Genomic DNA, 14,503 nt, shown 5'->3' on the forward strand with positions numbered 1-14,503 from the left:
GGTGGCGACCTTCCGCTACCGGCCGGAGCTATTTCTTATGCCCGATGCCGATATGTTGTCTGCCCGAGTCGGTACGTCGGTATCGAATCACGCAGCATCATTTCGGTACGGCCTGGACCGGTGCCTCCGCCAGACCGAAGCGGCGATGAAACGCACGCAACGGCCGGGGCGCCCACCAGTTGTGCCTGCCCAGCAGCCGCAGGCAGGCCGGCACGAGGACGCCGCGGATGAGCAGCGCGTCCAGCAGGACAGCCAATCCGCTCCCCAGCCCGAACATCTGCATGAAACTCACCGAACTGGTCGCGAACGCGAGCAGGCTCACCGCGAGAAGCGCTGCCGCCGCCGAGACGATGGATCCGCTGCGGCCGAGCCCCCGCGGGACGGCCTCGGCCGTGGGCAGCCCCTGGTCGTGCAGCTCCTTGATCCGGCCCAGGACGAACACCTCGTAGTCCATGGACAGCCCGAACACGACGCAGAACGTCAGCAGCGCCATGGCCGTGTCCATCGGCATCGGCGTAGCGCCGAGCAGCCCGGAAAAGTGCCCCGACTGGAAGATCCACACCATGGTGCCGAGGATCGCGCCCATCCCGAGGGCGTTGAGCAGCAACGCCCGCAGGGGCTGAGTCACGCTGCCGGTGAAGAGGAACAGCAGGACGAACGTGCTGATGGCGATCATGGCCAGGGCGAGGGGCAGCCGTCCCCCGATGGCCTGCTTGGTGTCGACGGCCCGGGCGGCAGCACCGCCCACGAGTGCCTCGCCGGACCCGGACAGGGCCACCGCACGCACCCTTTCAACCAGCTGGGCGGCTGCTTCGGAGGCAGGCGGGTGGCTGGTGTGCACGGTGATGTGGTGCGGACCCGACCCCCGCGAGGTCCGTGTGTCCTGGTCGACGGAATCCACGCCGCTCACTTCCGATACGGCCCGCGCGTACGCGGCGACATCTGACGGCGCCGCCCCTCCGGTGACCACGACATCGAGGGAGTCGACGCCCCCGCCGTGCGGAAAATCGGCGCGCAAGGCGGCGGCGACGGTCCGGCTCGGCGTGTTCTCGGGCATGACGCGTTCGTCCGGGGTGCCGAAACGGACTCCGAGCAAGGGTGACGCCGCGACCACGAGGACGGCGAAGGCGGGCAGGGCGGTCCGCAGCGGGTGGCGAAGGACCGTGCGGGCGATGCGCTCCCAGAGCCGGTCGCCTCCGCCCGCCCGTACGGCCCGGGGGGTGAGGCGCGGGCCGAGCACGGCGAGCAGCGCGGGTGTGACCAGGAGCGCGCAGAGCGCCGCGGTGGCGACTACGCCAAGACCGGCGTAGGCGAACGAGCGCAGGAAGGCGAGCGGGAAGACCAGCGGTGCGGCGAGCGCGGCGGCGACCGTGGCGGCGGAGAACACGATCGTGCGCCCGGCCGTCGCCACCGTCTGCCCGACCGCCTCACGAGGGTCCTGACCGGCGGCCAGTTGTTCGCGGTACCGGCTGACCATCAGCAGCCCGTAGTCGATCGCCAGTCCGAGGCCGAGAGCGGTGGTGAGGTTGATGGCGAAGACCGATACGTCGGTGACGCGGGCGAGCAGATGGAGTTCGGCGAAGGTCCCGAGGACGGCCATGACGGCGATCCCCAGCGGCACCAGCGCGGGCGCCACGCCACGGAGGACGAGGACCAGCAGGGCGAAGGTGACCGGGATGGCGATGCCTTCGGCCAGCCCCAGGTCCTTGGCCACCTGCGTGCTGATGTCATGACCGAGACCGGAGGGCCCGCCCGCGACGACGGTGAACGCCCTCCCCGGATCACCCTCCTCGCGACCGTCGGCCTCGGCATCGGCCGCCTCGGCGTTGACATTGGCATCGGTGTCGGCATCGGCATGATCGGCTATGAGCGCGGCGGCCCGCTCGGCGACCTCTTCACTGTCTCCGTCGAGCTGTACGAGTACGAGCGCGCCGCTGCCGTCCTCCGCCCTGAGGGCAGCGGCCGGTGTCCGCCAGTAGGAGACCACGTCCTGGACTCCCTCGCGCCGTGAGAGCCGGTCGGTGAAGTCATCGCCCGCGGCCCGTACAGCGGGCGAGTCGACCGTGCCCGCTCGTGGCCGGACGAGCAGTACGAGGTCGGGCGTACCGCCGAATTCTCTGTCGAGCAGCCGGGCCGCGCGGCTTGAGGGGGCGGCCGGGTCCTCGAATCCGCCGCTCTTGAGCTGTCCGAAGACGCCGATCCCCGCGGCACCGGCCGCGAGCGTCAGCAGCCCGGCCCAGATGAGCACCCTACGTGCCCTGTCGAAGAGGAAGAGTCCCAGTGTGCGCAGCATGTGCTGCCTCCCGGAGGGCCGGGCGGGCCGTGTGCCGGGAGGCATACGGACCCGACGATGTTTACGCCGTTAACTTTGCATTCCATGTGCACGCTGTCAACATTGGAGGGTGAGTACACCCAAGGCTCCGCGGAGCGGCTACCACCACGGTGATCTGCGCAACGCACTCGTAGGGGCGGGCGTCGCCCTCGCCGCGAAGGGCGGCCCCCAGGAGGTGGTCCTGCGGGCCGTGGCCAGGGAGGTCGGCGTCTCGCCCACGGCCGCGTACCGGCATTTCGCCAACAGGGAAGACCTGCTGCACGCCGTCAGGCTGGCGGCGCTGGCCCGGCTCGCCGGGGCCATGGAACAGGAGGTCATCGCGGGGAAGCGGCGGCGCGACCCGGTCGAGGACGCGGTGCGCCGCCTGCGTGCCCTGGGGGCGGGCTACCTCCGGTTCGCGCTGGCCGAGCCGGGGTTGTTCCGGATGGCCTGCTGCGACACCTCGGCGCGGACCGCGGACTTCTCACTGGTCACCGACTCCCGCGCCTTCGCCCTGCTGACCGAGGTGATCGACACGCTCGCCGGACACGGCCTGATCGAGTCCGGCAGCCGGCCGTTCAGCGAGATGGCGGCGTGGGCGCCGATCCACGGCATGGCCACCCTGCTGCTCGACGGCCTGCTCGACGCCCTTCCGCCACGACAGCGCCAGGCCGCGGTGGACCGGGTCATCGAGGTCACGGTCGAGGGGTTGTGCGGTCAGGGCGTGGTCGCGAACGCCGGCCGGTCGTGGACGCGACGGCTGTGGTCCCCGGAGCGAAAGAAGGAGAGTGGGCCGGGGGAGAGGCCCTGAACGGCGCCGAGGTCGCGCTCCACGGGTATGTGCTTGCCATCGGTATTCCTTGTCGGAGTGTGTGCTGGTGGGGGGAGAGGGAGGCCGTCCGCAGGGAGTGGCCCCCTTGTGCTCGCCACTTTCGCCCGCGGGGCGTGCCCGGCGGACCCGACCGGCGTCCGCAGCCGACCCCGCCGACCGGCGGGGTCCGGAGCCGCCCACCAGGAAGTCGCCCGGGGCGACCAGCCATGGCGAGCGCGCGTTGCGCGGTCTCCCCGGGGGCGCCGCACCTGGCCGCGGCTTAGGGTTGGCACGTGGGACAACCAGGGCACGAGGGGACGATCCGGGTGGTCGTCGTCGATGACGAACAGCTCGTGCGTTCCGGTCTGCGGATGATCCTGGCGGCGGCGCCGGACATCGAGGTGGTGGGTGACTGCGGTGGCGGCCAGGCCGTGGACACGGTTCTCGCGCACCGCCCCGACGTGGTGATGCTGGACATCCGGATGCCGGACGTGGACGGGCTCACCGTGCTCAGGCGTCTCAGGTCGACGCTGGGCGACAAGGCTCCGGCCGTCACCATGCTCACGACGTTCGACGCGGACGAGTACCTGATCAGCGCCCTGTGTGACGGCGCGTCCGGGTTCCTGCTGAAGGACACCGAACCGGAGCAGCTCGCGCGGGCGGTCCGGGTGCTGGCCGCGGGGGGACAGACCCTGGACCCGTGGGTCACCCGCACCATCGTCGGGGGGTTCGTGGAGGGCGCCGACGGCGCCCAGACCGCCAAGTGCGCCCTGAAGCAGCTGACCGACCGTGAACGCGAGGTGCTCGCGCTCGTCGCGCGGGGACTGTCGAACGCCGAGATCGCCCAGCACATGCACCTGGCCCACGGCACCGTGAAGGACCACGTCAGCGCGGTCCTCGGCAAACTCGGCGGGCTCAACCGCGTCCAGGCCGCGGTGCTCGCCGTGCGGGCGGGCCTGGCCGGCTGCGACCCCGCGGGCTCTCAGGAACCGCTGTGAGGAACCGGCTGTCCAAAAGGCACAGACGCCTGTTGTTCCTGCTTCTGCCAGTGGCCCTCGCCGTCCTCGACACCATCGTGTCGATCGGCCCGATGGGGTCCTCGCCGGTGGAGGTGATGCTCGGTCTGGCAGGTGGCTTCGCGCTGCTGGCGCGCAGACGGGCGCCGATGGTGGTGCTCCTGGCGATCGTGCCCGGTGCGTATGTGGGCACCGGCTGGTTCGCCGCCATGGCCGCCCTCTACACCGTGGCTCGCCAGCGCTCCGACCGCCGTCTGCTGATCACTTGCGCTCTGCTCGTCGCCGTTGCCTCCTACCTGCCCTATCCCCTCGGCATACTGGCGGAACAGGGGTGGGAGAACTTGAACGCCGAGAACGCCGTACTCATGTCATTGGTCCCGGTCGCGCTCGGTCGCGCTGTGGCCATGCGCGCGGAACTCGCCAAGCGTCTGCGCGAGTTGACCGAGAGTCGAGCCAGGGAGCATGAGCTGGCGGCGAGGCAGGTGCTGGCCACGGAGCGGGCAAGGCTGGGCCGGGAGATGCATGATGTCGTCGCCCACCAAGTGAGTCTCATCAGCCTTCAGGCGGGCGCACTGCGCGTGAGCAGCGCCGACCCCGCCGTCAGGGAAGCCGCGGATGCCATCCGGACGCTGTCCGTGCGCACCTTGGAGGAACTGCGGCACATGGTCGGTCTTCTCAAGGCCGCGGGCGGAGGCGGCGAACTGACCCCTCAGCCCCTGCTGAGCGACCTGCCCCGGCTCATCGACGAGAGCGGGCTCGACATCGACGCCGATATCGAGGTGACGGCGTGCGGCACATGCCCCGACGCCGTGGAGCGGGCCGCATTCCGCATCGTCCAGGAGGCCCTGACCAACGTACGCAAGCACGCGCCCGGCGCGAAGGTCTGGGTGAGCCTGCGGGACCAGGGCCACCAACTGTTCGTCGAGGTCCGGAACGGCCCCGCCTCGGACGGGGCGGAGCCCTTGGGGTTGCCGAGCGGAGGTCACGGGCTGGTCGGCCTGCACGAGCGCGTCCACCTCCTGGGCGGCAGCATCGCGACCACGCCCCGCGCGGACGGCGGCTTCCTGGTCAGCGCGATCCTGCCGACCAGCGGGCCCTGACCCTCAGGTAAGGCGCTCGGGGACAGAGGCGAACAGGTCCTCGTACTGGACGAACAGGCGCGGGACGGGGGTCCCGGCGGGGGCGTGGGTGCCGGTCTCGGAGAGCGCGGTCCAGCACGCGGCCGTGAGCCGGCGGGCGTGGGCCCCGGGCCAGGGCTGGGGAAGTAGCTCGGGGGGCAGGAGGGGGTCCGGTTCCATGGCGTGGCTGAAGGCCGCGGCGAGCTGGATGAACATGGCCAGCTGCTCGGGCCCGGTCAGGCCGTCCGGCCCGGCGAGGCGGTCGAGATAGGCCTGGGCGAGATCGGCGAGGTGGTCGTGGCGCGCGGCGATCTCGTCCAAGGGCCACAGGGCGGCCGCCAGGGCGGGAGGCTGAACGAGGCCCCCGACGCGCAGGTCGGTGCTGGTGAGGCAGGTGACCGCGTGAGCGACGTCGAGATGGCGGGCCTGCGCCTCGACGAGTTCCTCGATGGGGTTCGCGCTGACGTAGAGGCCGCTTTGGACCGGGGCGGCGCCGAGGTGGCGCAAGGTGTCGCGGAGGGTGTCGCGGGAGGTCCTGTTCGACTCGGGGATGGCGAAGGCGAACAGATGCCAGACACCGTCCCAGGGCGCGAGGCCGTGGTCCTGGCGGTAGGCGTGGCGGACGTAGGCGACGTCAGGGCTGATCGAGCCGGTGAAGTCGGCGACCGCCTTCAACAGAGCCTTGCGTCCACGTCCTTCGTGGGTGAAGCGGCCCTCGGCGACGAGCCGCTTGATGCAGAGGCGGACCTGTTGATCGGTCATGCCCAGAAGACCGGCTACGGCGTACAGCTCACCGGAGTCGACGGTGCCGTCCTCGCGGACCAGGGCGTGGACGAGTAGTCGGGTGGGAACGGTGCTCATCAAGCCTCCTGGCGGTTCGTCGTCATGCCCGGCGCGATGGGCCGGTGCATGGTCGTCACGGCGCCGAACCCCATCAGTTTGCGCAGGTAGGGGGTCTTCTCCGTGTGTACGGGGAGGAAGCCGTGGCGCTCGTACAGGGCGCGGGCGCGCGGGTTGACGTCGATCACGTCGAGACGGACCCGCCGACAGGAGTGATCGGCGGCCACGCCCGCGATCTCGCGCAGCAGAAGGCTACCGATGCCTTTGCCGCGGTGCTCAGGGGCGACGGCGATGCCGTCCATCACGAGTTCGCCGTCGGCGGGGCGCCGTTCCATCAGGGCGAGGAGAGCCAGTCGGGGCAGGCCGCGCCAGGTTCCGTAGGTGGCCAGGATGTCGCCCGCGCCGCCGCCTATCAGGGCGCGCTCGGCGAGCTGGTAGCCGGCCACCCCCGCCACCTCGCCGTCGACGAGGGCGGCCACGCCACGGTCGTGGTGGATATGGGACGCGATGAAGGCGCGGGCCTTGTCCGGTGGGTTCATGGCGGCGCCGAGCTTCCGCCCGAACGCCTCCCAGTACAGCGCGGCCACACGCGTCTCGCTGCCCTGCGGGATGCCCCTGCGTATCTCCGGGCCATCCCCACTCGTCGGGCCATCCACACGCTTCGGTCTGTGTCCCCTCGGCGGGGTGTTCGTCGGCTCCATCGGGACTCCTTCCGCACGGCGGGCCGAGAAGCCCGCCCTTGCACTATCGACCTTACTACGTTCATTGTGGGCACGAACGTATCAGGAACAATAGATTTGTTGGGGGAGAGATGAGCCGATTGATGATTCCGCTCGTGCGGCGCCGATGGCGCGCCCTGACGTGGTCGCTGGTCGCGGTGCTGCTGGTGGGCGCGGGGACCGTCGGTGTCGCGATCTGGCAGAACACCTACGCGCTACGGGAGGAGCGCATCACCGTGCGCCACGACGGGCGGCGACTGGACGGAGTCCTGGCCCGGCCCCAGAAGGGCAGCGGCCCCTTCGGGCTGGTGGTCTTCGTCCACGGCGACGGGCCCATAGACGCCACGCACGACACCTTCTACCGGCCCCTGTGGGAGTCGTTCGCCAAGGCCGGCTACGCCTCGCTCTCCCTGAGCAAGCCCGGCGTCGGAGCCTCCGAGGGGAACTGGCAGAACCAGAGCATGGACGACCGCGCGGACGAGACCCTCGCCGCGATCGCCTGGGCCCGCACCCGCCCCGACATCGACGGCGGACGCATCGGCCTGTGGGGAGCCAGCCAGGCCGGGTGGGTGCTGCCCAAGGTCGCGGCCCGCGACCGCGCCGTCCGGTTCGTCATCGCGGTCTCACCGGCCGTCGACTGGCAACGGCAAGGGCGCTACAACCTCCTCGCCGAACTGCGCCGGGACGGCGCCACCCGGGACGAGACACGAAAGGCGCTGCGACGGCGCGAGACGACCCTGCGCCTGCTGCGGCAGGGCGCGACCTTCGAGCAGTACCGCACCGCGGTCCCCGACACCGACGGCATGACCGCCGAACGCTGGCGGTTCATCGCCAAGAACTACCGCTCCAACGCGAGCGAGGACCTGCGCGCCATGCGCGGCACCCCCACACTCCTGGTGCTTGCCGGGCACGACATCAACGTCGACGTCACCGACACCGACGCCGCCTACCGCCGCATCCTGCCGCCCGCCTCCCTGACCGTGCGGCACTACCCCGACGCCACCCACTCGCTGGTCGACAACGCCGTCGAGAACTCCGAGCCGCGCCTCACCCTGACCGCCGTCTTCGCCCCCCGGCGCCTGTACGCCGCCGGATTCCTCGCCCACCAGCGCGACTTCGTCGAGCAGATCACCGACCGCGAGGGGACCGAGTGACCACCGCGACCACCACACCCCCGTCCCGGGCGGCCGGCGGACGCCTCGCCCACGTCGACGCCCTGCGCGGGTTCGCCCTACTGGGCATCCTCATCGTCAACATCGGCTACCTGGCCTCCGCCTATCACGGCACCGGCGTGGAGGACCCCGGCTTCACCTCGCCGCTCGACAACGCGGTCCGATGGTTCGTCGCGGTGTTCTTCGAGGCCAAGTTCTTCCTGCTGTTCTCGTTCCTGTTCGGCTACAGCTTCACCCTCCAGCTCGCCTCCGCCGAACGGCACGGTGCACGCTTCGCCTCCCGCTTCCTGCGGCGCCTGGCCGGCCTGTTCGTGCTCGGCGCCCTGCACGCGGTCCTGCTGTTCCCCGGCGACATCCTCACCACGTACGCGGTACTCGGCCTGATCCTGCCGGCCGCCCGTCACCTGCGGCCCCGCACCGCCGTGTACACCGCCGCCGCCCTCTTCGCCCTCACGGCCGCCGCGTACGCCGTACTCGCGCTCTCCGCCCACGCGGCGGGCGGCTCTGGAGTGGACCCGGCCACGGCGGCCGGTGCCGAACGGGCCACCGAGGCGCTGCGCGGCGGCCCGGTGTCAGTGGTCGCCGCCCACCTGGAGCAGCTGCCCGACGTACTGATGCTGCTCCTCTTCTTCCAGGCACCGGCCGCCCTGGCAGCGTTCCTGCTCGGCCTCGCGGCGGGAAAAAGCCAGACCCTCGGGGACATCGCCCGCCATCGCAGGACGCTGGGGAGGCTCCAGTGGGCGGGCTTCACGCTGGGGCTGCTCGGCGGTGTCGTCTACGCCCACGCGAATCTGGAGCACCCGGGCAGTCCGTACCAGATCCTCGCCATGGGCATCGACGTCGTCACCGCCCCGCTGCTGGCCGCCGCCTACGCCGCGACGGTCCTTAAGCTCGCCCGCGGCCGGCACGCGGACCGGCTGATCGCGCTGCTCGCCCCGGCGGGCCGCATGACCCTGACCAACTACCTCGCCCAGTCCCTCGTCTGCGCCCTGCTGTTCACCGGCTACGGCGCGGCCTTGGTCGGCGATGTCCCGCCACTGGGCGTCCTGGCCATCGCCCTTGTGCTCTTCACGACACAGGCGGCCGCGAGCCGCTGGTGGCTGCGTCGGCACCACTACGGCCCGCTGGAATGGCTGCTGCGCGCCTGGACCACCCTGACCCGGCCGCCGCTGCGCCTATCAGCGGCGCACAACAGAACGCCGCGCCCCGGGCCGCTTTCACCACGGCGTGGGGCGCGGCGCTCGCCGCGGATCAGGTGCCGGACTTGCGGCCGTAGACGAAGACGTCGTCGCCCTTGCGCAGCATGTCCCAGTACTTCACGGCGTCCTTCTTCGTCATGTTGACGCAGCCGTGGGAGCCCGGCGGGGACCACACGCTGATGCCGACCGAGTGGAAGGCCTGACCGCCGTCGAAGAACTGGCTGTAGGGCATCGGCACGTCGTAGATGCTCGACACGTGGTCGATGTCCCGCCAGTAGACCTTCTTCAGCCCCGTACGGGTCTCGTGGCCGTTGCGGCCGGTGCGCACCGGGACCGGGCCGTACTTGAGGTCCTTGCCGTCCTGGATCCAGCTGAGCTGGAGCGTCAGGTCGACACAGGCGATCCGCCCCTTGTCGGTCGGGCACTTGCCCGCCTTGTTGGGGTTGTCGCCCACCGCCTTCTGCTTGTTCATGAGGTCCATGACGCCCCAGGTGACGCTGCCCGCGTACCCGGCGTTCGGGGTGATCTTGTGCTTGGTCTGGAAGGCCTTGATGGCCTTGCAGTCGGCCGCCGACTGCTTGCCGTCCACCGGGCGGCCGAGGAACTTCTCGACCTGCTTCTGATACGGCCCGGTCTGCGTCGAGCACGACGCGGCCTGGGCGCTGCCGGTGCCGAGCGCCACGGTGAGCGGGGCCACCAACACGGTGATCCCCAGGGCGACGGCTCCTCGCCTGCGTATGTCCCCCACAGCTGTCTGCTCCTCATTCGTCATTCGTCATTCGTCATGCGTCCGCGGTACGGACTCCACCTGCTAGACGGCACGGGCCCCGGGTTCGTTGTAGGGCGAATTGACACAGGTGTGTAACAGGGGGTGGTTTGTCGCCCGCTACTGCGGCTCAGGGGCCTGCTGGATGATCTCTTGCGCCGCCCGGACGAGATCGGCGTTGCTCTCGGCCGGTGTGCCGTCGGGGAGTTGGAGCACGTCCTCCAGGCCGATCCGCGTGTCCAGTCGGCGTGCGGCCGCCAACCGGACGATGGGCCAGGCGGCGTCGTCCTCCCCGTGCAGGAGGATCCGCGAGGAGGTGACCGGGCGGAGGTCGTCGAGCAGGTCGGCCGCGGCACGGATCGCGGTCCGGGGGCTGGTGTCGGTGATCTCGGCGAGGACGCGCAGGACGCGGTGGGACGCGGGCCAGTTGAGGAAACGCCGTGCCGCGGGGGTTCCGGAGAAGATGCCGGCTTCGATGCCGATGCCCCGGTCCAGCAGGGCGGTGGAGACCTCGGTGGCGCCCTCCTCGTGCCAGTTGACGGAGGCGTGGTCCGGCAGCACAGTCCAGGCTCGGACCTGCGCCGCGCGTGCTGCGGGGTCCGGTGTGGCCCAGGCGCCGGTGGTGACACCGACGGGGACGCCCGGAACGGCGGCCCGTACCGCTATGAGGGCCGCGGCGACGGCAGCGGGGTCCAGAGTGTCTGAGCCGTCGCGGTCCTTGGGGTGGAGATGGATGTCCTGCGCGCCGGCGGCGACGGCCGTACGGGCTGCCGCCGCCAGCTCCTGTGAGGTCACGGGAAGGTGAGCGCATTCGGTACGGCCTCTGGCGCCGTTCAGACAGACTTGCAGCATGGAGTGATCTTCTCAGCCGGGTCTGACATGCAAAGACCGCTACCGACTCCGCGCAGGCAGGCGTTGCCGGCGCCTACTGCATGACGCGGACGCTCCATCCCCTGGGGAAGAAGCCGTTGTTGACCGGCCCCACTATGCCGATCACGTTGCCCGCGCACGCCGGCTGGTCGTAGACCACCACCGGGGAGTTGGTGTAGTTGTGCACGATGAGATTGAGCGCGCCCGCGGTGATGCACGACCCCCGGGCCGGGTCGGTGAAGACACGTCCGTTCAGGTCCAGATTCCCGACCGCGGCATGGGCCGACTGAGTAAGTCCGAGCGTGAGCAGAGCGCTCCCGCCGAGCACGCCGAGTGCGCGCGTGAGACGACGCAAGGCGACCTCCCTGATCCTGAGATTTCGGCCCGCTCACCCGCCGGTTCGATCCGAGCCGTCGGGGCGGCGCCTTGAACGACCCGAAAGGTAAGGACGAGAGCGTCCCAGCCGCCAGAGGCTTTCCCCACCCTGGGACGGTGGAACGGCGAAACCGCCTGTGACCAGTGACGACACGCGCCGCCTGGAACGCCGAAACGGGACGGCCCACTGTGAACAGGGCAGTGAACCTCCGCACGCGTTTCGTACGCCACATGTGCGCCAGGCGTACGGTCCCTGGATAGGCTGTGGCTCAGGAGGCATTGATGTCTGAGTTTTTCGACGCGGTCGACGCGCTGGTCGCGTCCCGCTCCTCGCTGCCGTCGGCGGAGGAGCGCAAGCGGCTGCGGGTCGCGCACGGCCTGACGCTGGACGAAGTCGCGGCCGCGTTGAAGGTGCGGCGGGCCACGGTGTCGGGCTGGGAGTCGGCGAAGAAGCCGACGGAGCCCCGAGGCCCGGAGCGTGAGGCGTACGCACGACTGCTGCGGCAGCTCGCGGAGCTGTACCCCGCCGACGCGGTCGTACCCGCCCAGGACGCTGCGGCCCCGACCCCGACACCAGCCCCGGCCGCCGCATCACCCGGCCCGATGGGATCGCGGACGCTACCCGCGGACCCCGCGCCCCCCGCCGCGGACACGACCGCGACCGAGGACACCCGGACCAGCCCCGCCCCCGACGCCCCCGCTGTGGCACTCGCGCCGCGTCCGGCCCGCACCACCAGACCGTCGTCGACCAGACCGTCATCGACGCCGTCGCGGCGTCCGGGCGCGAAGCAGGGCGCCCCGGCCGGCACCCCGGCGGCCGCCGCCGACCCACGGTTCGAGAACGGCCCGCTGGCAGTTGTCCATGTCGAGGAGGGGCAGACGCTGGCGTACTGCACCGGCGGCCTCGTCCTGGACGTGCCCGCCAAGTCGATCGCGGCCCTGGTGGACTGGACACTCAAGGAGGCGAGGCTCGGACAGCCGAAGCTGTCCGGTCCGGGCAAGGACGCCGACCCGCTGCTGGTGCTCACCGAAGCCGCGCTGGAGCGCTACGGCCTCCCGGCCACGCTCACGGAGGAGGAGCGGCTCGCCGGACGCCTGCCGGACGGCCACAAAGTCATCAGGCAACTGGCCCGCGCGGAGTGGAAGCTGACCAAGCGCGGCTTCGGCCCCTGGGCGCGGATCTACCGCCCCGCCACCGGCTCGGAGCGCGCCTGCGTCCAGCTGTGCATCCCGTCCTGGAACGCGCTCGAGACCCGGCACTGGGGCCGGGCCGGACAGCTCCCCCCCGCCGAACTCGCCCGCGTCCTCGGCGTATACGCCTCCCGGGTCATGACCCCGCGGGGCTCGACCGCCGTGACCGGCCTGGAGCTGATGACCGCGCTGCACCCGCCGACCCGCGCCTCCGAGCCGGACGCGAAGGGCAAGCGCCACCCCGAGCACAACCCCGGCAGCCTGGGCAAGGACCCGGTGGACTGCGCGCCGTGCGAGGCCCCCGACGGACATCCGCTGCTCAAGGACCTGCCGCGCTTCTACCTCCGAGGCCCGGCGGAGAAGCTGTTCGAGGAGGCATACGACTGGGCGCGCCCGATGACCGATGACGAGTGCACCCTGCGGCACCTGGTCGGCATCGACGTCAACATGGCCTTCGCCGCGGGCGCCAACGGCCTGCCCGTCGGCCTCGGAGCACCCACGTACGTCACGAACCCGGTGTTCGACCCGAAGCTGCCCGGCAGTTGGCTCGTCGACCTCTCCCACGTCGACCTGTCGAGGGTGAAGGCCGGCAAGGAGTGGGTGGAACTGGACGGGGCGCTGCTGCCCAGCCCGTTCACGCCGAAGGGCGAGCGCCCCGAGGGCCCGGCCTGGTACGCGACGCCCACCGTCGCGTACGCCGTGGAGCTGGGCTACGAGGTCCACCCTGTGGAGGCGTACGTACGGTACGAGAACGGCCGCTACCTGGACAGTTGGTACAACCGGCTGCGCGACGCCTATCTGGCCACGATGGCCGACCTCGGGGTCGGCGCCGACCTCGCCCCGGCCGACTTCCTCGCGGCGATGGACGGCTACAAGAGCCGTGACCCGGAGCTGGCGATCGTCGTCTCGGCGATCAAGGCGACGGTGAAGGGCGGTCTGGGCAAGCTCCGCGAGCGCCCGCGCGGTGAGGGCTGGCGGCCGGGCGAGCCGTGGCGGGCACTGTCCCGTCCGACGTGGCGGCCGGACATCCGCGCGGCGGTCATCTCCCGCACCCGCGTCAATCTGCACCGGAAGATCGTCAAGCACGCGGCGTTCACCGGGCAGTATCCGGTCGCGATCCTCTCCGACTGCGTCGTCTACGCGGCAGGCGGCACCGGCCCGCTGGACTTCCTGCCCTACCGGGACGGCAAGCCGCTGCCCGGCGGCTTCAAACTCGGCGTCAACCCCGGCCTGGTCAAGCACGAGGGCACTCAGTCCGTGCTGTGGGGTGAGGAGGTCCGCGAGCGGTTCGACGCCCCGGAGCTGAACCTCGCCCGGTACATCAAGGACGGCACCGTCACCGACGTCGACAACGGAGAGTAGGAGAAGGCGACGATGAGCCTCTTCGGGGACGGCCTGGAAGCCGCGGTGCAGAAGGCGTTCACACGTCCGGCACCCAAGAGCGCGGGCCCGCAGATGCGGTACCTGGTCAAGCAGCTCAAGGGTACGAAGGCGGTCGCGGAACTGCTCGGCGTGTCCCAGCGGCAGGTGGAGCGGTATGTGGCGGGCAAGGCCAGGAAGCCACGCCCGGCTCTGGCCTCGCGCCTGGAGCGCGAGGTGAAGAGGCGGTGGCAGCCGCAGATCCGGGCCAGGGCCCGCGAGAGGGCGGCGTCCACGGACGGCATCGTCATCGACACCCGCGCCCGCATGGGCTACACCGCGCCGATCGGTTCGACGGACCAGGACCGCATCCGCCATCTGACCGTCGCCCTGCCGCCGCAGCACGCCGCCCGCCTCTTCGAGGCCCAGGAGGCCGGCGCGAGCGACCGCGAACTCAAGGAGATCACGGCCGAAGCGCTCAAGGAGGTGTACTTCCAGGACGGCGGCCGCCGGGCCGGCAGCTTGGAGGAGGTGCGTTTCACGGATGTGGAGCACCTGGAGTTCGAGCTGTAGCAGCGGCGACCCGAACGGCTCGGGAGCCGCATATGAGGCCGTGGAAGGTCCTGTCCGCTAGTGGGAGGCTTGGGTTTTGCCACCCTTCAGACGGAGCAAGTCTTGCTGGAGGGCCACCCATGGCCCAGGACCGCGAGGGTGGTGCGGCGCTTCCGGGGGGGGGGGGGGGGGGGGGATGGGGGG

Annotated in this window: 13 protein-coding genes; 7 read left to right on the plus strand and 6 right to left on the minus strand. The window is 71.0% G+C overall.

The genetic code is table 11. From position 1 onward, the window contains the following. Positions 1-97: 97 nt before the first annotated feature. Entirely contained in the window at positions 98-2,293 is a 2,196-nt protein-coding gene (locus IG54_RS0101425; protein WP_030776122.1) for an MMPL family transporter, read from the minus strand. A 109-nt stretch (positions 2,294-2,402) separates the two neighbouring features. On the opposite strand from IG54_RS0101425, the gene IG54_RS0101430 reads away from it, so the two are divergent. From IG54_RS0101430 to IG54_RS0101440, 3 genes are all read left to right on the plus strand, one after another. Next, positions 2,403-3,122 (plus strand): TetR/AcrR family transcriptional regulator, encoded by a 720-nt coding sequence (locus IG54_RS0101430; RefSeq protein WP_051819180.1) that lies wholly within the window; start codon positions 2,403-2,405, stop codon positions 3,120-3,122. A gap of 371 nt (positions 3,123-3,493) precedes the next feature. Then, positions 3,494-4,120, plus strand: a complete 627-nt coding sequence (locus tag IG54_RS0101435) for a response regulator transcription factor (protein ID WP_051819194.1) — start codon at positions 3,494-3,496, stop codon at positions 4,118-4,120. 32 nt (positions 4,121-4,152) lie between these two features. After that, positions 4,153-5,238 (plus strand): sensor histidine kinase, encoded by a 1,086-nt coding sequence (locus IG54_RS0101440; protein ID WP_234335916.1) that lies wholly within the window; start codon positions 4,153-4,155, stop codon positions 5,236-5,238. Positions 5,239-5,241: 3 nt separating this feature from the next. On the opposite strand, the gene IG54_RS0101445 is transcribed toward IG54_RS0101440, so the two are convergent. Together IG54_RS0101445 and IG54_RS0101450 are read right to left on the minus strand one after the other, a co-directional pair. Further along, the gene (locus IG54_RS0101445) at positions 5,242-6,117 is read right to left on the minus strand and encodes a PaaX family transcriptional regulator C-terminal domain-containing protein (RefSeq protein WP_030776134.1); all 876 of its coding nucleotides are present in this window, start codon (positions 6,115-6,117) and stop codon (positions 5,242-5,244) included. Beyond that, entirely contained in the window at positions 6,117-6,752 is a 636-nt protein-coding gene (locus IG54_RS0101450) for a GNAT family N-acetyltransferase (protein WP_030776136.1), read from the minus strand. The genes IG54_RS0101445 and IG54_RS0101450 overlap by 1 nt, the downstream gene beginning before the upstream one ends. 155 nt (positions 6,753-6,907) lie before the next feature. Between IG54_RS0101450 and IG54_RS0101455 the strand changes: the two genes are divergently transcribed. Together IG54_RS0101455 and IG54_RS0101460 are read left to right on the plus strand one after the other, a co-directional pair. Beyond that, entirely contained in the window at positions 6,908-7,969 is a 1,062-nt protein-coding gene (locus tag IG54_RS0101455; RefSeq protein ID WP_051819183.1) for an alpha/beta hydrolase family protein, read from the plus strand. Continuing rightward, on the plus strand, positions 7,966-9,330 hold the full coding sequence (locus tag IG54_RS0101460; RefSeq protein WP_030776142.1) for a DUF418 domain-containing protein: 1,365 nt from the start codon (positions 7,966-7,968) through the stop codon (positions 9,328-9,330). Before IG54_RS0101455 ends, IG54_RS0101460 begins: the two co-directional genes overlap by 4 nt. Here the strand turns inward: IG54_RS0101460 and IG54_RS0101465 are convergent. The 3 genes from IG54_RS0101465 to IG54_RS0101475 form a co-directional block, all read right to left on the minus strand. Continuing rightward, entirely contained in the window at positions 9,239-9,934 is a 696-nt protein-coding gene (locus IG54_RS0101465; RefSeq protein ID WP_030776144.1) for a L,D-transpeptidase family protein, read from the minus strand. The genes IG54_RS0101460 and IG54_RS0101465 overlap by 92 nt on opposite strands. A gap of 138 nt (positions 9,935-10,072) precedes the next feature. Continuing rightward, positions 10,073-10,804 (minus strand): 3-keto-5-aminohexanoate cleavage protein, encoded by a 732-nt coding sequence (locus IG54_RS0101470; protein WP_030776146.1) that lies wholly within the window; start codon positions 10,802-10,804, stop codon positions 10,073-10,075. 73 nt (positions 10,805-10,877) lie between these two features. Further along, entirely contained in the window at positions 10,878-11,177 is a 300-nt protein-coding gene (locus tag IG54_RS0101475; protein ID WP_158708771.1) for a hypothetical protein, read from the minus strand. 302 nt (positions 11,178-11,479) lie between these two features. On the opposite strand from IG54_RS0101475, the gene tap reads away from it, so the two are divergent. After that, positions 11,480-13,750, plus strand: coding sequence for a telomere-associated protein Tap (gene tap / locus IG54_RS0101480; RefSeq protein WP_030776152.1), 2,271 nt, complete (start codon positions 11,480-11,482; stop codon positions 13,748-13,750). A 12-nt stretch (positions 13,751-13,762) separates the two neighbouring features. Next, positions 13,763-14,320: a telomere-protecting terminal protein Tpg gene (gene tpg, locus IG54_RS0101485; protein WP_030776154.1), complete on the plus strand. Its 558-nt coding sequence runs from the start codon at positions 13,763-13,765 to the stop codon at positions 14,318-14,320. The last annotated feature ends 183 nt before the right edge of the window (positions 14,321-14,503 follow it).

Origin of the sequence: Streptomyces sp. NRRL S-920 (assembly GCF_000717945.1) — a bacterium.
Classification (GTDB): Bacteria; Actinomycetota; Actinomycetes; order Streptomycetales; family Streptomycetaceae; genus Streptomyces; species Streptomyces alboniger.